At 63.3% G+C, this 24,866-nt stretch carries 26 protein-coding genes; 16 read left to right on the top strand and 10 right to left on the bottom strand.

What is annotated here, in order from left to right:
• Positions 1-49: 49 nt before the first annotated feature.
• The gene (locus ACKAE7_RS03735) at positions 50-1,120 is read left to right on the top strand and encodes a quinone-dependent dihydroorotate dehydrogenase (protein ID WP_191034470.1); all 1,071 of its coding nucleotides are present in this window, start codon (positions 50-52) and stop codon (positions 1,118-1,120) included.
• A 95-nt stretch (positions 1,121-1,215) separates the two neighbouring features.
• Here the strand turns inward: ACKAE7_RS03735 and ACKAE7_RS03730 are convergent, their stop codons facing one another.
• On the bottom strand, positions 1,216-1,818 hold the full coding sequence (locus ACKAE7_RS03730) for a DUF3043 domain-containing protein (protein WP_066275932.1): 603 nt from the start codon (positions 1,816-1,818) through the stop codon (positions 1,216-1,218).
• Between the two features lie 93 nt (positions 1,819-1,911).
• Between ACKAE7_RS03730 and ACKAE7_RS03725 the strand changes: the two genes are divergently transcribed.
• The 5 genes from ACKAE7_RS03725 (at position 1,912) to ACKAE7_RS03705 (ending at position 7,144) form a co-directional block, all read left to right on the top strand.
• A complete protein-coding gene (locus ACKAE7_RS03725) occupies positions 1,912-3,354 on the top strand; it encodes a dipeptidase (protein WP_191034471.1) in 1,443 nt (480 codons plus the stop codon).
• Positions 3,355-3,559: 205 nt separating this feature from the next.
• The gene (locus ACKAE7_RS03720) at positions 3,560-3,949 is read left to right on the top strand and encodes an iron-sulfur cluster assembly accessory protein (RefSeq protein ID WP_188808880.1); all 390 of its coding nucleotides are present in this window, start codon (positions 3,560-3,562) and stop codon (positions 3,947-3,949) included.
• A gap of 186 nt (positions 3,950-4,135) precedes the next feature.
• Positions 4,136-5,008, top strand: coding sequence for a cytochrome c oxidase subunit II (gene coxB / locus ACKAE7_RS03715; protein ID WP_188808881.1), 873 nt, complete (start codon positions 4,136-4,138; stop codon positions 5,006-5,008).
• Positions 5,009-5,018: 10 nt separating this feature from the next.
• The gene (gene ctaD / locus ACKAE7_RS03710) at positions 5,019-6,740 is read left to right on the top strand and encodes a cytochrome c oxidase subunit I (protein ID WP_188808882.1); all 1,722 of its coding nucleotides are present in this window, start codon (positions 5,019-5,021) and stop codon (positions 6,738-6,740) included.
• A 2-nt stretch (positions 6,741-6,742) separates the two neighbouring features.
• Positions 6,743-7,144, top strand: coding sequence for a cytochrome c oxidase subunit 4 (locus tag ACKAE7_RS03705; RefSeq protein WP_066275919.1), 402 nt, complete (start codon positions 6,743-6,745; stop codon positions 7,142-7,144).
• An 84-nt stretch (positions 7,145-7,228) separates the two neighbouring features.
• On the opposite strand, the gene ACKAE7_RS03700 is transcribed toward ACKAE7_RS03705, so the two are convergent.
• Positions 7,229-7,522, bottom strand: coding sequence for an HPr family phosphocarrier protein (locus ACKAE7_RS03700; RefSeq protein WP_190612545.1), 294 nt, complete (start codon positions 7,520-7,522; stop codon positions 7,229-7,231).
• A gap of 161 nt (positions 7,523-7,683) precedes the next feature.
• Between ACKAE7_RS03700 and ACKAE7_RS03695 the strand changes: the two genes are divergently transcribed.
• Complete coding sequence (locus ACKAE7_RS03695; RefSeq protein WP_104190057.1) at positions 7,684-8,454, top strand: GntR family transcriptional regulator; 771 nt, start codon at positions 7,684-7,686, stop codon at positions 8,452-8,454.
• Between the two features lie 112 nt (positions 8,455-8,566).
• On the opposite strand, the gene ACKAE7_RS03690 is transcribed toward ACKAE7_RS03695, so the two are convergent.
• The 4 genes from ACKAE7_RS03690 to ACKAE7_RS03675 all read right to left on the bottom strand — a co-directional run bounded on the left by ACKAE7_RS03690 (position 8,567) and on the right by ACKAE7_RS03675 (position 12,940).
• On the bottom strand, positions 8,567-10,243 hold the full coding sequence (locus ACKAE7_RS03690; RefSeq protein WP_191034473.1) for a cytochrome bc complex cytochrome b subunit: 1,677 nt from the start codon (positions 10,241-10,243) through the stop codon (positions 8,567-8,569).
• Positions 10,221-11,294: a ubiquinol-cytochrome c reductase iron-sulfur subunit gene (locus tag ACKAE7_RS03685; protein ID WP_188729652.1), complete on the bottom strand. Its 1,074-nt coding sequence runs from the start codon at positions 11,292-11,294 to the stop codon at positions 10,221-10,223. Before ACKAE7_RS03685 ends, ACKAE7_RS03690 begins: the two co-directional genes overlap by 23 nt.
• Before the next feature lie 96 nt (positions 11,295-11,390).
• Positions 11,391-12,179: a c-type cytochrome gene (locus ACKAE7_RS03680; protein WP_188808885.1), complete on the bottom strand. Its 789-nt coding sequence runs from the start codon at positions 12,177-12,179 to the stop codon at positions 11,391-11,393.
• An 86-nt stretch (positions 12,180-12,265) separates the two neighbouring features.
• Complete coding sequence (locus ACKAE7_RS03675) at positions 12,266-12,940, bottom strand: heme-copper oxidase subunit III (protein ID WP_192043745.1); 675 nt, start codon at positions 12,938-12,940, stop codon at positions 12,266-12,268.
• A 112-nt stretch (positions 12,941-13,052) separates the two neighbouring features.
• Between ACKAE7_RS03675 and trpD the strand changes: the two genes are divergently transcribed.
• A complete protein-coding gene (gene trpD, locus ACKAE7_RS03670) occupies positions 13,053-14,108 on the top strand; it encodes an anthranilate phosphoribosyltransferase (RefSeq protein ID WP_408978533.1) in 1,056 nt (351 codons plus the stop codon).
• Positions 14,109-14,119: 11 nt separating this feature from the next.
• Here trpD and ACKAE7_RS03665 read toward each other — a convergent pair whose 3' ends face one another.
• Together ACKAE7_RS03665 and ACKAE7_RS03660 are read right to left on the bottom strand one after the other, a co-directional pair.
• Positions 14,120-14,401 carry an Lrp/AsnC family transcriptional regulator gene (locus ACKAE7_RS03665; protein WP_013601017.1) on the bottom strand — a complete coding sequence of 94 codons (282 nt, stop codon included), beginning with the start codon at positions 14,399-14,401 and terminating at the stop codon, positions 14,120-14,122.
• Between the two features lie 108 nt (positions 14,402-14,509).
• A complete protein-coding gene (locus ACKAE7_RS03660) occupies positions 14,510-14,911 on the bottom strand; it encodes a DUF3054 domain-containing protein (RefSeq protein WP_188808887.1) in 402 nt (133 codons plus the stop codon).
• Between the two features lie 73 nt (positions 14,912-14,984).
• Here ACKAE7_RS03660 and ACKAE7_RS03655 point away from each other — a divergent pair, with 73 nt between their 5' ends.
• The 3 genes from ACKAE7_RS03655 to ACKAE7_RS03645 all read left to right on the top strand — a co-directional run bounded on the left by ACKAE7_RS03655 (position 14,985) and on the right by ACKAE7_RS03645 (position 16,851).
• Positions 14,985-15,458: a VOC family protein gene (locus ACKAE7_RS03655; protein ID WP_408978532.1), complete on the top strand. Its 474-nt coding sequence runs from the start codon at positions 14,985-14,987 to the stop codon at positions 15,456-15,458.
• A gap of 30 nt (positions 15,459-15,488) precedes the next feature.
• On the top strand, positions 15,489-15,638 hold the full coding sequence (locus ACKAE7_RS03650; RefSeq protein WP_188808889.1) for a hypothetical protein: 150 nt from the start codon (positions 15,489-15,491) through the stop codon (positions 15,636-15,638).
• Positions 15,639-16,038: 400 nt separating this feature from the next.
• Positions 16,039-16,851 (top strand): BTAD domain-containing putative transcriptional regulator, encoded by an 813-nt coding sequence (locus ACKAE7_RS03645; RefSeq protein WP_238340488.1) that lies wholly within the window; start codon positions 16,039-16,041, stop codon positions 16,849-16,851.
• Between the two features lie 383 nt (positions 16,852-17,234).
• On the opposite strand, the gene ACKAE7_RS03640 is transcribed toward ACKAE7_RS03645, so the two are convergent.
• Positions 17,235-18,281, bottom strand: coding sequence for a M12 family metallopeptidase (locus tag ACKAE7_RS03640; protein WP_190612561.1), 1,047 nt, complete (start codon positions 18,279-18,281; stop codon positions 17,235-17,237).
• A gap of 209 nt (positions 18,282-18,490) precedes the next feature.
• On the opposite strand from ACKAE7_RS03640, the gene ACKAE7_RS03635 reads away from it, so the two are divergent.
• From ACKAE7_RS03635 to ACKAE7_RS03620, 4 genes are all read left to right on the top strand, one after another.
• Positions 18,491-20,074: an esterase/lipase family protein gene (locus ACKAE7_RS03635; RefSeq protein ID WP_408978531.1), complete on the top strand. Its 1,584-nt coding sequence runs from the start codon at positions 18,491-18,493 to the stop codon at positions 20,072-20,074.
• 504 nt (positions 20,075-20,578) lie between these two features.
• Positions 20,579-21,775 carry a type III polyketide synthase gene (locus ACKAE7_RS03630; RefSeq protein ID WP_408978530.1) on the top strand — a complete coding sequence of 399 codons (1,197 nt, stop codon included), beginning with the start codon at positions 20,579-20,581 and terminating at the stop codon, positions 21,773-21,775.
• Between the two features lie 50 nt (positions 21,776-21,825).
• Positions 21,826-22,476: a methyltransferase domain-containing protein gene (locus tag ACKAE7_RS03625; RefSeq protein WP_408978550.1), complete on the top strand. Its 651-nt coding sequence runs from the start codon at positions 21,826-21,828 to the stop codon at positions 22,474-22,476.
• 1 nt (position 22,477) lies between these two features.
• Entirely contained in the window at positions 22,478-23,671 is a 1,194-nt protein-coding gene (locus tag ACKAE7_RS03620; RefSeq protein ID WP_408978529.1) for an FAD-dependent oxidoreductase, read from the top strand.
• On the opposite strand, the gene ACKAE7_RS03615 is transcribed toward ACKAE7_RS03620, so the two are convergent.
• On the bottom strand, positions 23,650-24,072 hold the full coding sequence (locus ACKAE7_RS03615) for a nuclear transport factor 2 family protein (RefSeq protein ID WP_408978528.1): 423 nt from the start codon (positions 24,070-24,072) through the stop codon (positions 23,650-23,652). The two genes, ACKAE7_RS03620 and ACKAE7_RS03615, sit on opposite strands and share 22 nt — an antisense overlap.
• A gap of 60 nt (positions 24,073-24,132) precedes the next feature.
• On the opposite strand from ACKAE7_RS03615, the gene ACKAE7_RS03610 reads away from it, so the two are divergent.
• Complete coding sequence (locus tag ACKAE7_RS03610; RefSeq protein WP_188808896.1) at positions 24,133-24,807, top strand: peptide deformylase; 675 nt, start codon at positions 24,133-24,135, stop codon at positions 24,805-24,807.
• The last annotated feature ends 59 nt before the right edge of the window (positions 24,808-24,866 follow it).

The following is a 24,866-nucleotide window of genomic DNA, read 5'->3' as shown; positions in this document are numbered from 1 at the left end:
TCGGCCGGCTCATTTTGGTCTGGGCCCTCCAAAGCGGAAAACTAGAGGCATGCGCGTTTACCCCACATTCTTCAGGCTTGCCTTTTCATGGATGGACGCCGAGCGCGCCCACAAAATCGGGTTCAAGGCCATCAGGCTGGCGCACCGTTCCGGCGCGGGAAGGGTCCTGGAAAAGCTGGCTGCGCCCGCACCATCCCTCCAGACGACGGCTTTCGGCGTAACGTTCCCGTCCCCGTTCGGGCTTGCTGCCGGATTCGACAAGGAAGGGCACGGCATCGAGGCGCTGGCCGAACTCGGGTTCGGCCACGTGGAGGTGGGTACCATCACCGGCCAGGCCCAGCCCGGCAACGAGAAGCCGCGGCTCTTCCGCCTGGTCCAGGACCGCGCCGTCATCAACCGGATGGGGTTCAACAACGACGGCGCAACCGCTGTGGCCCCGCGCCTCAAGGCTGCCCGTGCCGCCCTGCAGCGCCGGCACCCGGACGTGCGCCCTGTCATCGGTGTCAATATCGGCAAGACCAAAGCAGTGGAACTGGCTGACGCCGTGGGTGACTATCTTGTAAGTGCCCGCAGCCTTGCGCCAGCCGCCGATTACCTGGTGGTCAACGTGAGTTCGCCCAACACTCCCGGACTGCGCCTGCTGCAGGATGTGGAGTCGCTCCGGCCCCTGCTGGCCGCCGTGGGTGAAGAAGCTGACCGGGCTGCCGGGCGCCACGTGCCCCTGCTTGTGAAGATCGCGCCGGACCTCAGTGACGAGGATATCGACGACGTCGCCCGCCTTGCGCTGGATCTCAAGCTGGACGGCATCATCGCCACCAACACCACCATCGCCCGGGACGGTTTGGCCTCGCCGGCGGACCAGGTGGAGAAGTGCGGTGCGGGAGGGCTCTCCGGCGCTCCGCTGAAGCAGCGTTCACTCCAGGTGCTGCGCAGGCTGAAGGATGTCACCGGCGACGCCCTCACCCTGGTGGCGGTGGGCGGCGTGGAAACAGCGCAGGATGTCCAGGACAGGCTGGATGCCGGGGCAACGCTGGTCCAGGGCTACACGGCTTTCCTTTACGAGGGGCCGTTCTGGGCTGCACGCATCAACCGCGAACTGGCGAAGAAGCGCCGGTCCTGACCGATAGAGCGCGGCTCCCTGAGCGCACACGTTCTTAAACGCGAAACCCCGGCGGATCGACCGCCGGGGTTTCGCGTTTACTGGACCATTGCCGGTCAGGCGGGGTATTGCCCGCGCTTGACCTGGGGCTTGGGAAGGCGGAGTTTGCGGAACTGCAGCGAACGCATGGAGCCGTACCAGACGGTTCCGCGCTCCACCTCGCCGAACTTGGCGGTCAGCCGCTTGCGGAGCTGGCGGGACAGGATGAACACGTCCACGAAGACGGCCAGGAACATTACCCAAAACCCGCCCAGGACGTAAATCATCATGTCGCTGGATGCCGGGACCACCAACGACACCAGGACGAACACCAAGGCGCCGAACATCAGGTATTCGCCCAGGCTGAAGCGCGCGTCAACATAATCACGGGCGAAGCGTTTCTGCGGGCCCTTGTCACGCAAGGGCAGGAACTTTTCGTCGCCGGTATCCAGCGCCTGGCGCATCTTGAGGCGCTGGTCCTGGATGGCCTGGCGCTCGGCAGCTTTCGATGCCTTGCGGTCCTCAGGGACCAGCGGGCGCTTACGGGCTGCTTCCTGTGCCTTTCGGGTGGGAGTCGGGGCCCCCTTGCCGCTCAATCCGTTGGCCCGCGCCGCCGCCTCTGCAGCCTGTTGGTCTACTGTTTGCTGCGCCGAGGGCGCTTCCTTTTTACGTCCGAACACCTGAACAGAATACCTTGCGGCGGGCCCCGGATTTGATGCCCGGCCCTCGCCGCGCCCCACGGCGGGGCATGTGACGCGGGTAATGTTTTTGCCATGACGTCATCGCCCACGGCTACGCCGCAAAATCCCAGTGCCCACCCGTTCCCGGGCTTCGCCGGAAACAAGTCGACGGAGGACCTCCGTGCCGCCATCGACAGGTCCTTCGCCCTTACTGTTGAACGGCTTAAAGAGCTGGTCGCCATCCCCGGCATTGCATGGCCGAGCTTTGACCGCGGGCCCTTGGAACGCAGTGCTGAAGCCGTAGCGCAACTGCTGCGCGGCGCCGGCCTGGACAACGTGCAGATCCTTGCCTGCAACAAACCGGACGGCACTCCGGGAGGTCCCGCCGTCGTCGCCCGCAGGCCCGCCATGGAGGGCAAGCCGACGATCCTCCTCTACGCCCACCACGACGTCCAGCCCACCGGGGATCCCGGGCTGTGGGAGACCGAACCATTCACCGCCGTCGAGAAGGACGGGCGCCTGTACGGCCGGGGCGCAGCGGATGACAAAGCCGGGATCATGGCACACGTTGCCGCCTATGCGGCAGTTTCGGAGGTGCTCGGCAGCGCGCTTGGCCTCGGCGTGACGTTCTTCTTTGAGGGCGAGGAAGAAGCAGGATCACCCACCTTCCGGTCATTCCTGGAGGAAAACCGTGAACTGCTCCGCGCCGATGTCATCGTGGTCGCCGATTCGAGCAACTGGAAAGTGGGCATTCCCGCCTTGACCACCAGCCTGCGCGGCCTCGTGGACGGGACCATCGAAGTCCAGGTCCTCGAGCACGCCGTCCACTCGGGCATGTACGGCGGGCCCGTGCTGGATGCACCCACCCTGCTGTCCCGTCTCATCGCCACACTCCACGATGACGAAGGGAATGTTGCCATCGAAGGACTGCTGGCAAGGGACACGGCCGCCGTGGACCTTCCGGAGGAGGACTACCGGGCTGACGCATCAGTGCTCGACGGCGTCCGGCTGGCCGGGTCAGGGAGTATCGCCTCGCGGCTCTGGACCAAGCCCGCCCTGTCCATCATCGGGTTCGACGCACCTTCCGTGGACGCTGCCTCGAATACGCTGCTGCCCCGCGCGCGGGCGAAGTTCAGCCTTCGGCTGGCGCCTGGACAGATTCCCGCAGAAACGATGGAGGCCGTGCGCAGGCATGTGGAGTCGAACGCTCCGTTCGGTGCGCGGGTGACCTTCACGCCGGGGGAGAGCGGAAACCCGTTCCTCACGGACACCTCCTCGCCGGCGGCCTCGCTGGCGATGTGGGCACTGGGGGAGGCCTGGGGAGTACCGGCAGTGGAGACCGGCATTGGCGGTTCCATCCCCTTCATCGCCGACCTGACGGAGCTGTACCCGGACGTGCATATCCTCGTGACAGGGGTAGAAGATCCTGACTCCCGGGCTCACAGCGCCAATGAGTCACTGCACCTTGGCGACTTCCGCAAAGCCATCCTTGCCGAGGCGCTGCTCCTCGCCCGGATCAACGAACAGGGGCTTTAGGGTCCACCCGAGGGGCGGCTGCCGGGAAGCGCTCCAGGACCGGATTTGGGGCTTCCCCGGGAACAAGGGGGGACCATCCATGGTTACCTCAGGAGTTAGAGCTACACGTCCGCCCCGCGTAGCATGTAGCTATAGCCCATACCGAAACCGTAGGGGCAGGCGCCGCCAGCGCGGCGCCGCCAGACCGTCCTAAGAAGGTAGGCCCATGAGCACCGCAACAAATGAGAACAGCACCGGTACCACCAGCACGGCCAGTGAAGAACTGCCCGTCCACGAGGTCAAGCTGACCGACGTCGCAGCAGGCAAGGTACGCAGCCTTCTGGAGCAGGAAGGCCGTACGGACCTGCGCCTCCGGGTTGCTGTGCAGCCCGGCGGCTGCTCCGGGCTGATCTACCAGCTGTACTTCGATGAGCGGCTCCTGGACGGAGACGCAGTCCGGGACTACGACGGCGTCGAAGTTGTTGTGGACAAGATGAGCGTTCCCTACCTCAGTGGTGCCTCCATTGACTTCGAGGACACCATCTCCAAGCAGGGGTTCACCATCGACAACCCCAACGCCGGCGGCTCCTGCGCCTGTGGGGATTCGTTCCACTAAGCCGGTTATTTCGCCCGATGCCGGCGCCGGGCCACCTGCCGAAAATAACGGTACGGGGGCACGGCGCCGACATGTGGGCGAAACGCCCGGCGGAGCGGTAAGCTCTACACCGAGTAGTAAAACTTTTAGTGTGCCCGGGGCGGCCGAGTCTTCCCGGACAGCAGCAACAAGTAGGAAGGGCCGTCTGTGAGTTCGCAGAACCGAACCGGCAGCCGACGCAAAACGATCACAACGATCACAAGCTTGGCAATTGCCGGCGCGTTGGTTTTGACCGGATGTTCGCCAGAGGTAGAGAAAGGGTGGCTGCCCACGGAACGTGGCACCACCAGCAACACCGACCGCATCATGGACCTCTGGGTCAACTCATGGATTGCCGCCCTGGTTGTGGGCATCATTACCTGGGGTCTGATCGTCTGGTGCCTGGTCGCATACCGCCGCCGCAAGGGCACCGTTGGGTTCCCGCGGCAGACCAGTTTCAACCTCCCCCTGGAAGTCTTTTACCTGACCATTCCGCTGTTCATGGTTGTGGTGTTCTTCTACTTCACCGACCGCGACCAGCAGGCGATCGACAACCGCTCAGAGCCCGCCGACGTCGTTGTCGACGTCCGCGGCAAGCAGTGGGCCTGGGACTTTAACTACAAGGCCGGCGACGTCATCGAAGAAGACGTCTACGAAGCAGGCGTGCAGACCAACCTCACCGGAAACACCATCGACAAGGAACAGCTCCCCACGCTGTACCTGCCGGTGAACAGGTCCGTTGACCTCGAGCTCAACGCACGCGACGTCATCCACTCCTTCTGGGTTCCCGCCTTCCTGCAGAAGCGCGACATGATCCCGGGCAAGACCAACTACATCAGGTTCACCCCCACTAAAGAGGGCACCTACGACGGCAAGTGTGCCGAACTTTGCGGCGAGTACCACTCCGAAATGCTGTTCCGCGTCAAGGTGGTGTCGGAATCCGAATTCCAGGCCCATATGGACGAACTGCGCGAAGCAGGCAACACGGGTCTCCTCGGCGTTGAGTACGACCGCAACCCGAACGTGAACGAAATTAAGTAAGGGGAGCGACGTGGCTACGTACACTCAATCCGCACCCACCGGAGCCCTTCAAGCTCCCGTGGTTCCGAAGTCCAAGGGACGCATCGTCGTCAACTGGATCACCTCCACTGACCACAAGACCATTGGGTACATGTACCTGATCTCGTCCTTCGTGTTCTTCTGCCTTGGCGGCGTGATGGCCCTGCTCATCCGCGCTGAGCTGTTCGAGCCCGGCATGCAGATCCTGCAGACCAAGGAGCAGTACAACCAGCTCTTCACGATGCACGGCACCGTGATGCTGCTGATGTTCGCTACGCCGCTTTTTGCCGGCTTCGCGAATGTCATCATGCCGCTGCAGATCGGCGCACCTGACGTTGCCTTCCCGCGACTGAATGCGCTGGCTTTCTGGTTCTTCCTCTTCGGCTCCACCATCGCGGTGTCCGGCTTCATCACGCCTCAGGGTGCAGCGTCCTTTGGCTGGTTTGCCTATGCGCCGCTGTCCAACACCACTTTCAGCCCCGGCATCGGCGGAGACCTCTGGGTGTTCGGCCTGGCACTGTCCGGCTTCGGGACCATCCTGGGTGCGGTCAACTTCATCACCACCGTTATCTGCATGCGTGCCCCGGGCATGACCATGTGGCGGATGCCCATCTTCACCTGGAACATCCTCGTCACGGCCATCCTGGTCCTGATGGCCTTCCCGCCGCTGGCCGCAGCCCTGTTCGCGCTCGGCGCTGACCGCCGTTTCGGTGCCCACATCTTCGATCCGGAGAACGGCGGTGCAGTCCTCTGGCAGCACCTGTTCTGGTTCTTCGGCCACCCCGAGGTGTACATCATCGCCCTGCCGTTCTTCGGCATCGTGTCCGAGATCTTCCCGGTGTTCAGCCGCAAGCCGATCTTCGGCTACAAGGGCCTGGTCTACGCCACCATCGCCATTGCCGCACTGTCCGTGACTGTGTGGGCCCACCACATGTACGTCACCGGCTCGGTGCTGCTGCCGTTCTTCGCGTTCATGACCATGCTGATCGCGGTGCCCACCGGCGTGAAGTTCTTCAACTGGATCGGCACCATGTGGCGCGGTTCGCTGACCTTCGAGACCCCCATGCTCTGGAGCATCGGCTTCCTGGTCACGTTCCTCTTCGGCGGCCTGACCGGCATCATCCTGGCCTCCCCGCCGCTGGACTTCCATGTCTCCGATTCCTACTTCGTGGTGGCACACTTCCACTACGTGGTGTTCGGGACCGTGGTGTTTGCGATGTTCGCCGGGTTCTACTTCTGGTGGCCCAAGTTCACCGGCAAGATGCTGAACGAGCGCCTTGGCAAGATCCACTTCTGGCTCCTGTTCCTGGGCTTCCACGGCACCTTCCTGATCCAGCACTGGCTGGGTGTTGAGGGCATGCCGCGCCGCTACGCCGACTACCTGGTGGAGGACAACTTCACCTGGATGAACCAGTTCTCCACGGTTGCCTCGTTTGTCCTGGGTGCATCGCTGATCCCGTTCTTCTGGAACGTGTACATCACCTGGCGCAGCGCCGAGAAGGTGCAGGTGGATGATCCGTGGGGCTTCGGTGCTTCGCTGGAATGGGCCACGTCCTGCCCGCCGCCGCGGCACAACTTCACCTCGCTGCCCCGGATCCGTTCTGAGCGGCCGGCGCTGGACCTGCACCACCCTGAACTTCGCCAGGTCCACACCGTTGAGTCACCCGCTCCCGCAGCCAAGACGCTCGGAAACGCCGACCAGAGGGACAACTGACAATGAAAATTGAATCCTGGATTTTTGGTGCCGGAGTTTTCTTCTTCGTTCCGATCTCCCTGGTGTACGGCTTCCTGACGAACTGGGGCGAGTGGGTCGGCATCCTGGGCATCCTGCTCGTGGGCGGCCTCGCCGGCATGATCGGTGGGTACCTCGGGTTTACCGGCAAGCGCGTAGGCCTCCGTCCTGAGGATCGCAGCGACGCTGAGATCCACGAGGGTGCCGGCGAGCAGGGGCACTTTAGCCCCTGGAGCTGGTGGCCGCTGTTCCTGGGACTTGCCTGCGCTACGGGCTTCCTGGGACTTGCCGTAGGCTTCTGGATCGTCTACATCGCCGCAGGCATGGCCGTTGTAGCGCTGATCGGCTGGGTATACGAGTACAGCCGCGGAGACCACGCGCACTAGCACCACCCGAGCAGAAAACAGAGACGTCGGGCCCCACCGGAAGGTGGGGCCCGACGTCTTTGTTTTGAGTGTCTCCAGCAGGCCTCAGGCGGCGCCCTGTGACTCCAGGAGATCGCTGAGTACACGGAGTGCCTCCTCAGCGGCCTGGCGGCTCTGCGCGCCGTCCAGCGCGGCATCGCTGACGCCCAGCTCCACCTCGCAGCCGTGCTCGAAGTCTGCCGTCATCACCTGGAGGAGTGAGCGTGCGTCCACGGGCCCGGCACCGTCCTTGCCGATGGTCACCGGCAGGCCTGTTTCTGTAACAGCCCGTACGAAGACGGCGGCGGGACGGGCATGCAGCCCCACCGAGGCTTTGACCACGGCCTTATGTACTGGCAAGGGGACTCCTTTGTTGTGGCGGCCCACCGCCGCCAGATGACATTTCCTGACAAATATAGCCGCCCGGCCTCCCGCTCCACCAAGCGGCAGGCGTGTGGACCGCACTGGTCTAGACCTGTCCTAAAATTGGAGGGTGAACTTTAACGCAGGGGAGACCCGCCATGGCTTCTAGCGCGGCAGCCATCACCGGCGACATCGACCGGACCAGTGGAACAGCGATCTATGTCCAGCTCCGTGAAATCCTGCGTTCTTACATTGCGCAGTCCTGTCCGCCCGGGTCGGCCCTGCCCTCTGAGCGCGATCTTGCAGAGCGGTTTGGCCTGGCACGGATGACTGTCCGGCAGGCCATAGACGCTCTGGTTGGCGAGGAGGTCATCGAGAGGGTGGTGGGCCTGGGGACCTTCGTCCGCAGGCCGAAGCTCGATCTCCAGGTCAAATTGACGTCGTACAGCGAAGAGATGCAGCGGCGCGGCATGGTTCCGGCCGCGAAGGTACTGAGCTTCGAGCAAATCGCTGCGAGTGCGTTCCTGGCGCGGGAACTGCAGTTGGACGAGGGAACGCCGCTGGTACGGTTCCGGCGCCTGCTCCTGGCGGACGGTGAGCCGATGAGCGTCGACGAGAACTTCATTCCTGCGCACCGCGTGCCTGGATTGCTGGACGGGGAGCCACCCACGTCGCTCTACAACGTCCTGAGTGAGCAGTTCGGCCTGGTGATGGAGTGGGGCGAGGACATGATAGAGGCTACGGCAGCGTCGCCCTCCACCGCCCGCCTGCTGAATGTGGAGGTAGGGTCACCCCTGCTGAAAATCCAGCGCCATGCGTTTGTTGCCCGGGCGATGGTGGACTACTCCGTGTCCTACTACCGCGCTGACAGATACAAGCTGTGGGTTCCGCTGCAGCGGCCCGGTGCGCGCAGGGCCCGAAACCATTAGGCGCCTCCGGCGGTCGCGGGAACACCCGAACCATGTTCTCGCTTCCGGCACGAGCTCAAAAAGATGAAGGCCCGGTCCGTGTGGACCGGGCCTTCATTGTGGATTTCGCAACCTAGTGGGACAGGCTCTTTGCTGATTCCTGCGCCTCGACTGCCTCATGGCCGTGGCCGTGGCCGTGGGCGGCTTCCAGCTCAGCGGGGCTGGCTGGGGCAACGCGGTCCTCGAAGAACCACTTGGAGAGGAACGCGCGGCGCTTCTCCTTGCGGGTCACCACTCCGTGTTCGTTGGGTACGGCAGGGAGGACCTCAGGGGACTCGAAGCCGACCAGCTTGTAGCGCTTGTACTCGTCCAGCGGTGCGTGCACCTCGATGAACTCGCCGTGCGGGAGACGGACGATGCGTCCAGTTTCCCGTCCGTGAAGTGCGATTTCGCGGTCCTTCCGCTGAAGGGCCAGGGCGACGCGCTTGGTCACGACGAAGGCAATGATCGGGCCAATGAAGAACAGTGCCCGCAGCCAGTACGTGACGTCGTTGAGCGAAACACTGAAGTGCGTGGCAATGAGGTCCGAGCCGGCCGCAGCCCACATGACGCAGTACCAAACGAAGCCGGCCATGCCGATGGCAGTCCGCGTGGGGGCGTTGCGGGGACGGTCCAGCACGTGGTGCTCACGGTCATCCTTGGTGATCCAGCGTTCAATCCACGGGTACATGAACATCACGGTGAACAGGATTCCGGCCGGTACCAGAGCGGGCAGCAGGACGTTGAACGAGAAGACGAAGCCAAGCCATGTCTGCTCCACCTGCCAATCCCCGAAGGTACCCGGCATCAGGCGCAGGGCGCCGTCCACGAATCCGATGTACCAGTCAGGCTGGGTACCGGCGGAGACAGGGGAGGGATCGTAGGGGCCGTAGTTCCAGATCGGGTTGATCGTGAAGAAGCCTGCCATGAGCGCCAGGACGCCAAACACAATGAAGAAGAATCCACCGGCTTTGGCAGCGTAGACAGGTCCGAGCGGGTAGCCCACGACGTTGTTGTCGTTGCGGCCCGGGCCGGGGTACTGAGTGTGCTTGTGGACCACCACCATGAAGAGGTGGAGGACGATCATCAGCAGGATCAGGGCCGGCACCAGCAGGATGTGCAGCATGTAGAGCCGTCCGATGACCGCGGTACCCGGGAACTCGCCGCCGAAGAGGAAGAACGAGATGTAGGTACCGATGACCGGGATGGACTTGATGACACCATCGATGATCCGCAGGCCGTTGCCGGAGAGCAGGTCATCCGGGAGGGAGTAGCCGGTGAAGCCGGCAGCCATGGCCAGGATGAGCAGTACGCTGCCCACAACCCAGTTCATTTCCCGGGGCTTGCGGAAAGCTCCTGTGAAGAAGACCCTGAGCATGTGTACGGCGATGGAGGCCACGAACAGAAGGGCCGCCCAGTGGTGGACCTGGCGCATGAACAGGCCGCCACGGATGTCGAAGGAAATATCCAGCGACGAGCTGTACGCCACGGACATCTCCACGCCCTTCAACGGCACATAGGAACCGTCATAGTGCGTCTCCGCCATGGACGGATCAAAGAAGAACGTCAGGAACGTACCGGAAAGCAGGAGGATGACGAAGGAGTACAGCGCCACTTCGCCGAACATAAAGGACCAGTGGTCAGGGAAGACTTTACGGCCGAATTCGCGGAGGATTCCGGAACCGCCAACACGCTGGTCGACAAAGTCGGTAACCCGGCCTGTCTTGGTTTTGGCGACGAAAGCGGGCTCAGCTGTCGATGCTGCGCTCATGCATATCACGCTCCCAGTAACTTGGTCCTACAGGTTCTTTGAAGTCGCTGGTGGCGACCAAGTAGCCCTCGTCATCAACCGCGATGGGCAGCTGGGGGAGAGGCCGGCTGGCCGGGCCGAAAATCACCTTGCACTCTTGAGTGAGGTCGAAGGTGGACTGGTGGCACGGGCACAGCAGGTGGTGCGTCTGCTGCTCATACAGAGCAACGGGGCAACCGACATGGGTACAGATCTTGGAGTAGGCAACGATTCCGTTGTAGCCCCAGTCCTCGCGGCCCTCGGACGGGTTCAGGGATGCCGGGTCAAGGCGCATGAGCAGCACAACGGCCTTGGCCTTTTCGTTGAGCTTCCCCTCGTGGAGGTCGTTGAGGCCTTCGGGGATGACGTGGAACGCCGAACCGATGGTGACGTCGGATGCCTTGATCGGCGTTCCGTCGGGGTCGCGGGCCAGCCTCTTGAGCTTCCCCTCCTGGGGTGCCCACAAGGTGTGGGCAAGCTTGTCGTCGGGACGCGGACCGAGGTCACCGAAGATGGCGACTGCCGGCAGCGGTGCAAGGGCAACCGCACCCAGGAGCGTGTTCCGGATCAGCGGACGGCGCTTGATGCCCGTCTCCTCAACGATGTCGTCAACGATGCGGACAGCCGCTTGGCGGTCCTCCTCATAGCGGATCGCGTGGCGTTCCTCGGAAACTTCGTGGTCAGGCATCAGGGCCTTGGCCCAGTGGACGATGCCGGTGCCGATGCCGAGCATCGCGAACGCGGTTCCCAGCCCCAGCAGCATGTTCTGGAGCCTGATGGTTGCAATGCTCGAGTCTTCGGCTCCCAGGTCAATGGCGAAGTACGCCACCAGGAAGATCAGGGTTCCAACAACAGAGATGCCAAATAGTAAGGCGACCTGCCGTTCTGCCCGCTTTGCGGCCTTCGGGTCCGTGTCAGCCAGGCGCAAACGGTGCGGAGGAATTCCAGGATCCTGGAACTTCTCCACCTCATTCTGACCAGCCGTAGCTACGGTGCCCGAGTGGTTCGGACTGCCGTCACTATGGTTGCCCATAATTCGCCTCATCCTTCTCTCGTCCCGGCGGATACCGGGTTAGTTTCTAATATCAAGCTGCTGACTGATCAGCAGAAGTGTGCGGTGGCGCGGATGTCAGGATGTCCGGGAGGTCAACCAAATCGTGAAAGCAATGATGACGCCAAGGCCGGCAACCCATACAAACAGGCCTTCAGCTACAGGCCCCAACGAGCCAAGGTCGGCACCGCCGGGTGAACCGGTGGTCTCGATCTGCTTCAGGAAGGTGATGATGTCGCGCTTGTCTTCGGGGGTGATGTTGGAGTCGCTGAACACGGGCATGTTCTGGGGACCCGTCACCATGGCCTCGTAAATGTGCTTGCCCGATACATCTGCGAGGGCGGGTGCAAACTTACCGCGGGTCAGGGCGCCACCGGCAGCGGCGGCGTTGTGGCACATGGCGCAGTTCACGCGGAAGAGCTCGCCACCGGCAGCGGCGTCGCCGCCTTCGTCAAGCAGGCCTTCTTCAGGAATCGCCGGGCCTGCGCCCAGGGAAGCAACATACGCTGCGAGCTGGTTGGTCTGCTCGTCGTTGAACTGGACCGGCTTCTTCATCGCCTGGGGACCGTTCATCTGCATCGGCATGCGGCCGGTGCCCACCTGGAAGTCAACAGAGGCTGCTCCAACACCAACCAGCGACGGACCGGCGTCGGTGCCGCTGGCACCCATGCCGTGGCACGTGGCGCAGTTGGCGGCGAAGAGCTTGCCGCCCTCTTCAACGTCATCGGCGCTGTAGGAGGTGGTGGAAGCCTTGGCCTCGTTGACGGTGGTAGCTACGGCGTAGAGCCCACCCGTGATGAGGAGCCCCATCAGGAGCAGCGCTATTGCTGCAAGTGGGTGACGCCGCTTTTGTGAGAGTGCCTTCACGTGGTGGTTCCTTTATTCGATCCTGCGCCGGCTCCGGGAGCCGCTACCTGAAATTCTGCCTCTTGTAGAAAAAGAATCAAAGCTGGCTACTTGAGTACGTAGATGACCAGGAAGAGGCCGATCCACACGACATCCACGAAGTGCCAGTAGTACGAGGTGACAATCGCCGAAGTCGCTTCGAAATGCCCGAACTTCTTTGCGGCGAAAGACCGGCCCATGATGAGCAGGAAGGCGACGAGCCCGCCGATAACGTGCAGGCCGTGGAAGCCGGTGGTCATGTAGAAGGCGGAACCGTAGGCGTTGGAGGAGAGCGATACGTGCTCAGAAACCAACATCGCGTATTCGGTGGCCTGGCCGGCGACGAAGAAGGCACCCATGAGGAAAGTCAGGGTGAACCATTCGTTCATACCCCAACGGGAGAACTGGAACACACCCCCGGTCCGTCGCGGCTGCAGGCGCTCGGCAGCGAAGACGCCCATCTGGCAAGTAAAGGAACTGGCCACGAGGACGATCGTGTTGGCAAGCGCGAAGGGGAAGTTGAGCTTGGCTGTCTCGTCCGCCCACATCTGTGCGCTTGTGGAGCGCAGTGTGAAGTACATGGCGAAGAGACCGGCGAAGAACATCAACTCACTCGACAGCCACACAACGGTTCCAACGGAAACCATGTTGGGGCGGTTCAGCGTGGGGTGCGCCGGGGTACTGGGGGCATGGGTCGCAGATGTCACATAGACATTATGTCTGTAAAAGTCCGTGCTGCCCAACGCAAACCGCCTTTTTGGGGGACTTTTTCTACAAAGACGCGAATTCGCGCGGAAAAGTTCCCGCAGGGGTTCATATTGGTCAGTCCCCGCCAACGCTCGATAGCATCAGGAGGTGACTTCACAGGCTTCCGCACCGTCCGGCAACTCTTGGCCCCGCCTGATCTCGGCACTGATCAGCGGGGCGGACCTTACGGCTGACAATACGTCCTGGGCGATGGACACCATCATGTCCGGGGAGGCCACGCCGGCGCAGATCGCAGGATTCCTCGTAGCCCTCAGCGCCAAGGGTGAGACGGTGGACGAACTCTCCGGCCTGGTGGATGCCATGCTTTCCCACGCAAACCCGATCAGCATTTCGGGCGAGAAACTCGACATTGTGGGCACCGGCGGAGACCAGCTGAACACGGTAAATATCTCCACAATGGCAGCCCTTGTCGCTGCGGGCGCCGGCGCCAAGGTGGTCAAGCACGGCAACCGGGCGGCGTCGTCGTCGTCCGGTTCTGCCGACGTGCTGGAAGCCCTGGGTGTCCGGCTGGACCTGACCATCGAGGAGGTTGCCCGCAACGCTGAGGAGGCGGGGATTACCTTCTGCTTTGCGCAGGTGTTCCATCCGTCGTTCCGTCACACCGCGGTCCCCAGGCGGGAACTGGCTGTTCCGACGGCGTTCAACTTCCTCGGCCCCCTCACCAACCCGGCCAAAGTACAGGCCTCGGCTGTCGGCGTCGCAAACGCCAGGATGGCGCCGCTGGTGGCGGGCGTCCTGGCACAGCGGGGGAGCAGGGGACTGGTCTTCCGTGGCAATGACGGCCTCGATGAGCTCACCACCACCGGGCCGTCCACCGTCTGGGAGATCCGGGGCGGGGCCGTGAGCGAAATGACTTTCTCGCCCCAGGACCTTGGCATCGGCCTGGCAACGGTGGAGCAGCTTCGCGGCGGCAACGCGGAAGTGAATGCGGCGGTTGTCCGGGCCGTCCTTGCGGGCAAGGAAGGCCCCGCCCGGGATGCCGTTTTACTTAACGCTGCTGCTGGACTGGTGGCCTTTGACCAAAACGCCGACGGGCCCTTCCTGGACCGGATGAAGACGGCCTTTGCCCGCGCAGCCGAATCGATTGATTCCGGCGCCGCCGCAGCTGTCCTGGAGAAGTGGGTTTCCCTTACAGCCCGCTGAGGGCGGCTTGCCTACTGCTCGAAGCCGAGGGAAAACGCCGCGTCCAGGTCATGCTGGGAGTAGGCGCGAAAAGCAATATGCGTCGTGGTGTGGACGACTGCCGGCACTTTCGAGAGCCGGTCTGCAATGACATCGGCCAGGTCCTCGTGCCGATGGACGCGGGCGACGGCAATAAGGTCCCATTCGCCGGTGACGGAGTATACCTCGCTGATGCCCTCAATCGCCGAGATCTCCTCGGCTGTCTCGGGGATGCGGGCAGCGTCGGTCTTGATCAGGACGAATGCGGTGATCACGTTGAACCCTTTCGGATCTGTTGCGCCGTGGCAGTGCCCGGCCGGCTTCTGCTGCCAGCCTATTACATCAGCACCGGGGTGCTGATGGAGCGCACCGCGTCCGGCCGCTCACGCCCGGCGGCGGCGCCTGGCGCCGGCAAGCAGCAGGCGGTAGCCGACCAGCAAAACCCCAAGGCTGAGCGATGCAACGATGACGAACGGGAGCACTACGGTCTGCCCCGTCACGGCCCTCAGTGCCATCCCGCCCGCGACGCTGCCGAGCCAGACGGCGAGCCCGGCCCGGCGCACCGACAACGGGTCCCGCCAGGCCCTGGCCACCAGCCACCCCAGGGCCGCGCCCGCGAGGAACGGCCATGCCGTCAGCAGGACGCCGGTCAGAATATCGCCGCGCTGGTGTGCATCGCGTCCCACCGCGGCGAACACCAGTATCAGGACGGCGTCGGCTGCTGCGGCTCCCAGCAGCAGGGGCAGGGAGGGCGGCTTTATCGATTTCACAGCGCGGGAACTCATGGATTCGAGCCTAATGCCAGCCGTTGTGCGGTGTGGAATGCGGCGTTAGGCTCGAGCCGGAAGGGAGCCATGGATGCCACGGAAAATCGGTACCTGCCTCTGGTTCGAGAACCAGGCGGAAGAAGCGGCAGAGTTCTACACCTCAGTTTTCGACGATTCGAGGATCCTCGACGTGTCGCGCTTCGGGGAGGGCGGGCCGGGTGTGGCTGGTGAGGCAATCGCCGTCGACTTTGAACTTGAAGGACGAGGATTCACTGCGCTGGACGGTGCGCGGGGCTCGAGCTTTACGGAAGCTGTTTCGTTCGTGGTGGATTGCGAGGACCAGTCCTCGGTGGACCGGTACTGGGAAGCACTCACCGAAGGCGGCTCGGAAAGCCAGTGCGGCTGGTTGAAGGACCGCTTTGGAGTGTCCTGGCAGATTGTCCCGGCGATCCTGCCCTCGCTGATCGCCGGCCCCGACCCCCACGGATCTCAGCGGGCGATGCAGGCCATGCTGGGTATGCGGAAGCTGGACCTCGCGGAACTCCAAAGGGCTTATGACGGCTGACGCCGGTGCGGCAATGACAAAAGGATCCCTGTGAACAAGCCCCTCTGGATCTGCTCCCTGCTTGGCGCCGCGGTGGGCATCACCCTTGGATTGGCTGTCTTCGACAGCCCGGTCCTTGGTTTTGCACTCGGTCTTGGCGTCGGAGCGCTCGTAGGGGCCGGGATCGGATCCAAGGGCTGACCCCGTTCAGCTGCGTTTCACCTGCCCGCGCAGGAGGTCGTCATGATGTGCCGGCAAGCACGGTGTCCCGCATGTAGGCGACGAGTCAGACCCGCCAGGGCCGCCGGCCAGGAACAGCAGGACCGGATTACGCGTACTGGCACCGCGCAGTATCGGGCCCAGGTCCTTGCCGCCTGCCTGGTCACGCTGCTTCAGGGACATCCCATGCCGTTGCACGGACTTTCAGCATGAAGCGTTGCTGCTGCAGCAGGCAGAGCCGAAGGTCCCAAGGTGCGCGCATGGCCATCCCTGGCCGGGAGCCATACCGATAGCCCTCTCTCCCCTCATGGAAAGAGGACCGAACACATTGACAAGGGCAATCGAAATGAGGATCCTCAGTTCTACTGACCACCACATTTAGTTGAACCGAAATCAGGTTCCCATGGACGACGACGGCTATGGAGAATTGAAACTGGACCTGCTCGGGTCCTGGCGCCTACGCCGGGACGGCGTTGTCGTCCACGTCGCAACACGGCAGCAGCGGCTCATCGCAGCCCTTGCCATCAAGGGCCCACGTCTCCGCAGCTATCTCGTAGGGCTGCTGTGGCCCGAGTATCCCGATTCCAAAGCCTTGGAAAGCCTGCGGGTCAGCGTACACCTAACGTCCCGGCAGGTGCCGGGCCTGATCGTCAACGAAGGAAGGCTGCTGTCCCTGAGCGACCAGGTTGAGGTCGATCTGGACCGGGTCCGGGAACACGCGCGGGTGTTGGGCCAAGCCGGCATCGAGGCGGGCACCGCCTCCCTGCTGGACGAGCTGCGTGACGCACAACTGCTTCCCGGCTGGTATGAGGACTGGGTGGTTTTTGAACAAAGCCGGCTGCAGCAGGACAGGCTGCGAATCTTCACGGATATCGCCGCAAGGTCACTCTCCCTGGGCGATTCCGGGACAGCTGGGGCAGCAGCTGAGGAGGCTGTGGGCATCGAACCGCTCTATGAGAATGCCGTCAGGCTGCTGATTCGGGCCGAACTGCAGCGAGGTAATCCCGCGGCCGCGTTGCGGGCCTATGAGCGGTACCGCCAGCAACTGCAGGAAGACATGGGGCTCCTGCCCGCGGAGCCGGTGAGGGAGCTCCTTGCCGCCATCCTTGAACGGCAGCAACGCGGTGTGAAGGAGCGCCTAGTTCCGGCCGGTGACTCCTGGCTGGGCGGCCAGCCAGCGCTTAACAACTTTTAGTACTTCTGCCGGGTCAGCAGTGGACACAGTATCTTGGTGCCTTCCGGCTGTCTGTCCGTAGGTAATTCTTGCCCTGAAACCCTGGGGATGGCCCGGTTCGTGCCAGGTGCGGATGATCAACAAGCCTGTCGAGGGGACTTCCGGATCTGCACCGGAGTCACCAGCGGCCTCGGACCAGCTGTGCTCTTGCATCGTCGCGGTCACGCCTCCCCGGGTTGGGCTCAATGCCTGGGAGGGCCGGTGCATGTGCCCGGGCCCATCCATTACCGCCTGAAGCTGGCTCTCCCCGGCGGGATGCCTGTTCAGGTGTTCTGATCTTGCTGGAGGAAAATCAGGAGTTGGCTCGCGTTTCCGAAATTTTGGCGCAAGAATGGCCGGCGGGGTCACCAGTGCATGACTGCGGTCTGTCCGGACTCGCCGGCCCAGTACAGGCGGATACGCACGACGTACCGCCTGCCCTGGAACAGCTTTGCGGAGACCCGTGAGTTCCGGTCTTCTCCGCTGTCATCGTCCCCGGCAACGAAGCGCAACTCGCCCTGCACTTCCTCGAACAGGACCAGCACGGTATCGGCTGCACCAAAAGTGCTGATCTCGTAATTGCGAGAGGCCTGGGGCTCCAGCGCAAAGTCAGCCTGGCCGCCAGGGACCAGTGACAGTGGTACCGATTGAAAGGGCTGGAGAACGGGCAGTGTGGGGTGCAGGGCGGGAAAGAACTTCCGCACCCACTCCTTGTCCGCGGTTGACAGGCCTCCCGGTGGATTAAGCCCCGACTGGAAACGGGCAGGTTCCTTGATCAGGCCGGCGGGGAACCAGTACTCCATGACCGACTCAGGGTCCCAGGAGGACCCGTCGACCTCACTGGTATCGATTTTCCGGAGGACATTGTGCAGTGTTTGTTCCGGCGGCCAGTGGTTGGGCGCGCCGCCGAAGTATTCGTACACCTTTGCTTCGTCCCAGACGATGCCGGAGAAGGGGTTCTGGTGTTCGTGCGGCAGGCCCAGGGTGTGGCCGATCTCGTGCAGGGCCGTGGTGCGGCCGTAATCGTCGGTGAGATCCCAGCCGAAATTCATGGTGGGCTCCTTGGCGCTAATGCCCAGGACGTCCCGCCCGACGTACGACCATGAGCCGTCGCCCTGGTCAAAGGCGATCCGGACTTCCGCCTCGCTGCGGTCTGCCACTTCGGAAAACTCCAGGCCGATGCCCAGATCCTTCCACTCCTTGAAGGCTTTGCGGACTGCTTCCTTTTGTGGCGCAGGCGCGGCCAGGAACCAGTAGTGGAGCACGGTGCCGTTGACCCATTTGAGCCTTAGCAGGCGGATGAGGCGCTCTCTGCGGGTCGACAGATCCGGGCGAAGAACCGGACGGGTTTGGGGCTTTACGTCACAGTGGGGCCCAGCTGGCTGGTCATTCACGACTACTCGGTCATCCATGGCTGGCTCCTCGAAAGCTGGTCACCTCAGACCAGTACACTGCGGTGCCGTTACGGCCGCGTTATCACGGACTGCAGGCCGCTGGTGCAAGGAAAAGGGCAGCGCCGTAACGCCCCGGTAACGGCTCAAGTGGTCCACTTGCCCAGAACAGGAGCCAGCACCTCTTAGTGAAAAATGATTCGGGTTCTTTGGTGCAGGAGGGACGAGGCATGGGATTCCCCGGCGATGATGGCAGGCTGCCGGTGATTTATGTCCGCGGTTTTGCCGGGACAGGCTCTGCTATTAACAATGCAGTGGATGATCCGTTTTACGGGTTCAGCCAAGGCTCCGTCCATGTCCGTGCCGACGGCAACGGACGCGCAAAGTTCCACCAGTTCGAGTCCCCGATGCTGCGGCTTGTCACCGATCACAAGTACGAGGTCCCCGTCCACGGCGACCAGTGGGCCTTCCTGAACGGCGTGGATTCCGGCTCCGTGAACCCGGCATCTGTATGGATCCACCGTTTTTATGATGACTCCGCGGACACCTTCGGCGAGGAGGGGGAGAGGTTCTCCTTCGAAGACGCCGCACGGGATCTGTTTGAGCTCATCAAGCTTGTGCTTGAGAAGACCGGCGCCCCCAAAGTCTTCCTGGTTGCCCATTCGATGGGAGGACTCATATGCCGCTCTCTGTTGCAGCGCGTCATACCGGAAACCCTTGCCGGCACGGAGGGCAAGATCGATCCTGCCGCCGGGGCGAGATACGTGGCACGGGTGTTCACCTATGCCACACCGCATGGCGGAATCCGCTTCGCCGTCGGCTTTGGCCTGCTTGAGAAAATCCGTGACGTCCTTGGTGTTCAAGGGGCAGACATTTTTGGACCGGACAGGATGTATGAGTACCTCACCCCGCCCGCGCTCAGGCGGCGACTGACGCGCAAGGCATTCGTAGGAACGCAGATGCCGGACGACGGTTTTCCGCTGGATGAACTGTTCTGCCTTGTAGGCTCCAATCCCGGCGATTATGACGTCGCTTTGGGCCTTTCGTCCAAAGCGGTTGGAGCCCGGAGCGACGGCCTGGTCCAGATAGACAATGCTGCTGTCCAGGGTGCGCCGCTGGCCGTGGTGCACCGAAGCCACAGCGGCCGTTACGGCATCGTCAATTCGGAAGAGGGATACCAGAACCTTCAGCGCTTCCTCTTCGGCGACCTCAAGATCGAAGTTGAGCTGGCAGGTTTCACTGTTGGGAAAGCGGCCCCGCCTGAGGTCGAGTTCCAGCTTGACGTGGGCCTGGCCATTCGGGGGCTGCCCGTTATGGTCCACGAACAGAGCGCCGCCCACTTCTGTCCAGTCCAGATCGAACATTGGAAGGAAGGGGACCCGATCGACTCGCCGTTGCCGCTGCTGACCACCTTCCTTTCCTCGAAAGCACCGCGGCCACGGGTTGGCGGCAGGGAAGTGCCCCGGCTCCGTCACGCGCTCATGCTGCGGTTGATGTCCATCAGGGAAAAGGAGGGACACTTCTTCTTTGATGACCATTTGGAGCAAACAGAGGACTGGCAGGACACCCTGGTTGTCGACATCGAACCTCCGGGCGAGGACAGGCCGCTGCCCAGAGCATGGGCGGCCTGGAACAGCACCATTCCCTCAGCCGTCCGCGACTGGAATCCCGAGGACAAAGACCAGTTACGGGACATGGACAATACTCCCGGCCGCTGGCGCGGGCACATCGGTGTTCCGGATTTTGCGAAGGACTTTCTCGGCGCCAAGGCTGGAATCATTCTCACCGTGACTCCGCGGACGCTGGTCCTCTGAGACCGGCCGGCACCAACCAGACCGAAGCAAACAGAATGCGGAGTGCACGCCACCACTTCCCACGGCAAAGCCGCCGCGGGGGAGCGGCGACTTTGCACGGATTGTTCGACGGCGTCCCACACCCGGGTGCACCCGCTTGGGACGGACTGCTCCGTGGCCCAAAAATTGCTGTGGCAAGATCAGCTGGTATTCATCGGTCCGGAGACAGAACGGCGGCGCCGTCGCCTTCATGTATCCGTTTGGTTACCTCACGTCGCGTGGAGGAGTTCCGTCGGGGGCCGCAAGGCGCAGTAACAGGGGTAGGGCGATTGACCTGGGGCGGACCCTCTCAGCCCGCTTCCAAGCTTTCTACTTTACATAATGTAGATTATCGGCGTTGCGTCAGTCAGTCCGGAAGCGGCCGGATCCGCCACCGGGACGTCTCACAAAAACATTCAAACAAGTCCGCAGGTCAGCGCCTTGACCACCGTTGCCTTTATCCCGCCGCTCGCCAAGAATGAACCAATGACGGTCTACGTGCGTTCACTTGAAACTGCAGTTCCGAAAACAATGTTGATCCAGTCCGAGGCCCGGGACGTTTTCGCGGCGCAGCCCGGCCTGACCCGGCTCGGTTCGCGCCTGGTGGGCACATGCTTCGACGCGGCGGCCATCGACACCCGGTTTACTGCCGTTGAGGAAATGACCAACGATTTTCAGGCTGAGGAACCGCAGTTCTACGATGCCGCCACAGGCCTGCTGCTGAATCCCAGCACCAAAGTGCGCAACGAGATCTTCGGCCGCGAGGCCACCAAACTGTTCGTCGCCGCCGCCCGCCGCGCCGTCGAGGCCTGCCCGGAACTCGATTTACTTGACATAACTCATCTGGTAACCGTCTCCTGCACCGGATTCTTCAACCCCGGGCCTGACTACAAAATCGTGCGGGAACTCGGCCTGGATCCTGCCGTCCAGCGTTACCACCTCGGCTTCATGGGCTGTTATGCGGCCTTTCCAGCCCTCCGGGCCGCCAAGTTGTTTTGCGAGGCCGACCCCACCGCGGTAGTCCTGGTTGTCTGCGCGGAACTGTGCTCGCTGCACGTGCGCACCTCCAACGATCCGGACACCATCATGGGATCGGCGCTGTTCGCCGACGGCGCCGCGGCCGCCGTCGTGACAGCCAGGCCGGGCACGGAGGAAAATGCCCTGCTGCAACTGGATCACTTCGAAACCGTCCTTACTCCCGTCGGTGAAGACTCCATGGCATGGAACATCGGCGACAACGGATTCGAAATGGTCCTGGGCAATTACGTTCCGCACATCATTGATGACCACATCGTTGGTGCGCTCCGGCCGCTCCTGGCCCGGGAGCCGCAACTCGCGGCACTCCCCTACTCCTCCATCCGCCATTGGGCCATCCACCCGGGTGGCCGGAGCATCCTGGACAAGGTCGAATCCCGCCTCGGCCTGACGGAAGAACAGCTGGTCCCGGCCCGCGAAATCCTCAGGAACTACGGGAACATGAGCAGCGCCACAGTCCTCTTTGTCATCAAACGCATCCTGGAACAGGCCCCCGAGCCGGGAGACGAACGGATCTGCTCCATGGCATTCGGTCCGGGGCTCACGGTGGAAACCGCGCTGTTCACCAAACTACGGCAGGCCCCGCGCCCTGTACCGGAAGAGCACAACGGGCAGGAGCGGCTGGCGTTGGAAGCTCCGGTGGCCTGAACCCAGTGGACTTCCTGCTGCGGCAGCGCGACGCCGGGGCCATGGAGATCATGGACCTGCCCGACTGCGACCCTGAGGCCCTGGACAATACGTACAGGCAGTTTGCCGTGGTTAACCGCGTGCTGTCCGGATGGCGGCGGCTGTACGTTCGGGAACTGCGCCCCTTCCTTGCAGCCACCTCCCGCCCGGCGACGCTCCTGGACATCGGTTCGGGCGGCGGCGACCTCGCCACCATGCTGGCGCGCTGGGCCGCACGCGACCGGCTCACACTCCACATCACGGGCATTGATCCGGATTCCCGCGCCGCCGCCTTCGCCCTCCGCAGGCCTGCCGTTCCCGGTGTCAGTTTCCGGCAGGCCCACAGCTCCGACCTTGTACAGGAGGGCAGGCAGTACGACTTCGTGATCTCGAACCATGTCCTCCACCACCTTGATGCCGGCCAGCTGCAGGAGCTGCTGGCACACTCAGAAACGCTTGCCCGGAAAGCGGCGCTCCACAACGACCTCCGCCGCAGTCCGGCCGCCTACGCCCTGTTCAGCGCTGCAGCACTTCCTTTCCGCCACTCCTTCATCCGCGCGGACGGGCTGACCTCCATCCGCCGGAGCTATACGCGCGGGGAACTACAGGCCCTCGCTCCCCCGGGCTGGGCGGTCCGGTCCGGCAGCGCGTTCCACCAGGTCCTCGAATACCAGGGGAACTGACATGGCCACAGATGTGGTGATCGTTGGCGGCGGACCGGTGGGCCTGTACCTGGCCGCTGCACTTCTCCAGGAGGGGGTCTCGGTCCGGATCCTCGAACAGAGGACTGAACGGAACATCCATACCCGCGCCATCGGAATCCACCCGCCTGCCCTCCACGCGCTGGACCAGGTACAGCTGGCCGCCGCCATGGTGCAGGAGGGGGTGCCGATCCGAACAGGCCTTGCGGTCAGCGGCGGAAAAACGGTAGGGACCATGTCTTTCGACGGCGTTTCGGAGGCCTTCCCGTTCGTGCTGGCCCTCCCCCAGAACCGGACAGAACAGCTCCTGGAGGATCGCGTCCGTGCCCTCGACAGCGAGGCCATCGTCAGGGGCGTAAAAGTCACAGGACTGCACGACGACGGCGCAAGGACCGCCGTCGTCGTCGAACCTTCTGCCGGAGGGGAGGGTCAGCGCCATTTCACGGCGTCCTTTGTGGTCGCCGCCGACGGCGCGAGGTCGCACCTGCGCAAGGTGCTTGGCGTGCCCGTCTGCACCAAGGCCTATCCGGACCATTACCTGATGGGCGACTTCGCGGACTCCGGACACCACGGGCAGATGGCAGTCCTGTTCCTTGAATCCGAGGGAATCGTGGAGTCATTCCCGCTCCCGGGCGGTCTGCGGCGGTGGGTGGTACGGCTCGGCAAGCCGGCGGAGGCAGCAGACGCCCATCGATTGGCCGGCCTGGTGCTGCAGCGGACGGGAATCCTGCCGGATGTGGAGACCAACACCATGCTGAGCGCATTCAGCGTACGGTCCACGCTGGCCCGTAGCACCGTGGCGGGACGGGCGCTGCTGATCGGGGACGCTGCGCACGAAATCAGCCCCATCGGCGGCCAGGGCATGAACCTTGGCTGGATGACTGCCCGGGCCCTTTCGCCCCTGATCCGCCGGGGCGTGGCGGGAGATCCCGTGGAAGGGGCACTGAAGAAGTTCGAGGTCAAACAGCTGCGTGCCGCCGTCGTTGCCAGGCGCCAGTCCGAAATCAACATGATGCTGGGCCGTCCCCTGCAGTCACCTTTCCTGCAGCTGCGGAACCTGGCCATTGGCGCCGCCGCTTCGGTTCCGGCCATTAACCGGTGGACGGCCAGGCGCTTCACCATGCAACCGCCACGAACGCCGGAAGCGCATGCCGGTCAGGAACCATCCCGAAAGTAGCAGTCGTAGCTGTCCTGGCTCACAATCCTGCCGTCCCTGACCTCGAAGACCGACGACGTCCTGGCGCGGATGGTCTCTCCCCTGTCCCAGTACGGCAGGTCCAGCAGGACTGTTGCCGACCAGTCCGCCTCCACCGCCACCCTCCCGCCTTCACAGGTGGTGCGCCTGATGCTGAACACCTGGTCCGACACCACCTCCGAGCTCTGGTCAGCACCGGCAAGGACAGAGGCCAGCTTCCGGGTGGAACCCTCCGGCGCCAGGAGGTGCGGCGCTTCGACCAGCACGAAGGACTCCGCCAGGAAAGGCCGGATCCCAGCAGATCCTCCGCCTGCTTCCAGGACACGGATGAATCCCAGGACGCAGTCCAGGGCAGGGGTACTCACGGAGTGGTGTTCAGCCATGGAAAAGACACTAGCCCAGGCCGGCCGGCAGGATCCCTCACCGCCAGTAGGCTTTTCAGCATGAACCACAATCCGCCGGAAACCACCCTCAGCGACGAACAGATCAGTGAAGCTGTGGAGCGGCTCCTGTCAGCGGGCACGCTGCCGCCCATCGTCCAGGCCGGCCACCCCGCCCTGCGCCAGCGCGCCGCCGCTTGTGACGGACAGCTGTCCCCCGATCAGCTGGACCGGCTCATCGAACTCATGCGGCAGGTGATGCATGAGGCTCCGGGCGTGGGGCTGGCAGCACCGCAGCTCGGCATACCACTCCAGCTCGCCGTCATTGAGGACCAGTACGACGTCGACCCCGAGGCGGCAGCGCTGCGGGAGCGGAGTCCCCTTGAGTTCATGGCGCTCCTGAACCCCCGGTACACCCCACTGGGCACGGAACAGGCGTCCTTTTACGAGGGGTGCCTCTCCCTGAACGGACTGCAGGCAGTGGTTGCCCGGCCCGAAAAAGTCCTGCTGGAATTCCAGGCGCCGGATGGCTCACGGGTACAGAGGGAATTTTCGGGCTGGCAGGCCCGGATCGTGCAGCACGAGACAGACCATCTGAACGGCGTTCTCTACGTTGACCGTGCCCAGTTGCGTTCGCTCAGCAGCAACGCCGAGTACGCCGCCCGCTGGGCGGAGCCCGGAATCGGCAAGGCGCGTGAGGGGCTTGGGTTCGGTGACGGCCCCGTCGCCCTCTCCTGATCAAGGTACGGCTGACACAGGTACGGCGAAGGCAGCCAGGCGCAGCACCCTTGACTCCG

The organism is Pseudarthrobacter sp. NKDBFgelt (genome assembly GCF_046097905.1).
Taxonomy (GTDB): Bacteria; Actinomycetota; Actinomycetes; order Actinomycetales; family Micrococcaceae; genus Arthrobacter; species Arthrobacter polychromogenes.
This window is presented reverse-complemented; position numbering and strand designations above follow the sequence as displayed.

Excerpts from the sequence above, each read along its gene's own strand:
- ACKAE7_RS03640 (WP_190612561.1), bottom strand. The coding sequence starts at position 18,281 with ATGGATGACCGAGTAGTCGTGAATGACCAGCCAGCTGGGCCCCACTGT.
- ACKAE7_RS03735 (WP_191034470.1), top strand. The coding sequence starts at position 50 with ATGCGCGTTTACCCCACATTCTTCAGGCTTGCCTTTTCATGGATGGAC.
- ACKAE7_RS03725 (WP_191034471.1), top strand. The coding sequence starts at position 1,912 with ATGACGTCATCGCCCACGGCTACGCCGCAAAATCCCAGTGCCCACCCG.
- ACKAE7_RS03695 (WP_104190057.1), top strand. The coding sequence starts at position 7,684 with ATGGCTTCTAGCGCGGCAGCCATCACCGGCGACATCGACCGGACCAGT.
- ACKAE7_RS03615 (WP_408978528.1), bottom strand. The coding sequence starts at position 24,072 with ATGGCTGAACACCACTCCGTGAGTACCCCTGCCCTGGACTGCGTCCTG.
- ACKAE7_RS03630 (WP_408978530.1), top strand. The coding sequence starts at position 20,579 with ATGACGGTCTACGTGCGTTCACTTGAAACTGCAGTTCCGAAAACAATG.
- ACKAE7_RS03655 (WP_408978532.1), top strand. The coding sequence starts at position 14,985 with ATGCCACGGAAAATCGGTACCTGCCTCTGGTTCGAGAACCAGGCGGAA.
- ACKAE7_RS03660 (WP_188808887.1), bottom strand. The coding sequence starts at position 14,911 with ATGAGTTCCCGCGCTGTGAAATCGATAAAGCCGCCCTCCCTGCCCCTG.
- ACKAE7_RS03705 (WP_066275919.1), top strand. The coding sequence starts at position 6,743 with ATGAAAATTGAATCCTGGATTTTTGGTGCCGGAGTTTTCTTCTTCGTT.
- ACKAE7_RS03610 (WP_188808896.1), top strand. The coding sequence starts at position 24,133 with ATGAACCACAATCCGCCGGAAACCACCCTCAGCGACGAACAGATCAGT.
- ACKAE7_RS03720 (WP_188808880.1), top strand. The coding sequence starts at position 3,560 with ATGAGCACCGCAACAAATGAGAACAGCACCGGTACCACCAGCACGGCC.
- ACKAE7_RS03625 (WP_408978550.1), top strand. The coding sequence starts at position 21,826 with ATGGACCTGCCCGACTGCGACCCTGAGGCCCTGGACAATACGTACAGG.
- ACKAE7_RS03685 (WP_188729652.1), bottom strand. The coding sequence starts at position 11,294 with ATGGGCAACCATAGTGACGGCAGTCCGAACCACTCGGGCACCGTAGCT.
- ACKAE7_RS03690 (WP_191034473.1), bottom strand. The coding sequence starts at position 10,243 with ATGAGCGCAGCATCGACAGCTGAGCCCGCTTTCGTCGCCAAAACCAAG.
- ACKAE7_RS03635 (WP_408978531.1), top strand. The coding sequence starts at position 18,491 with ATGGGATTCCCCGGCGATGATGGCAGGCTGCCGGTGATTTATGTCCGC.
- ACKAE7_RS03620 (WP_408978529.1), top strand. The coding sequence starts at position 22,478 with ATGGCCACAGATGTGGTGATCGTTGGCGGCGGACCGGTGGGCCTGTAC.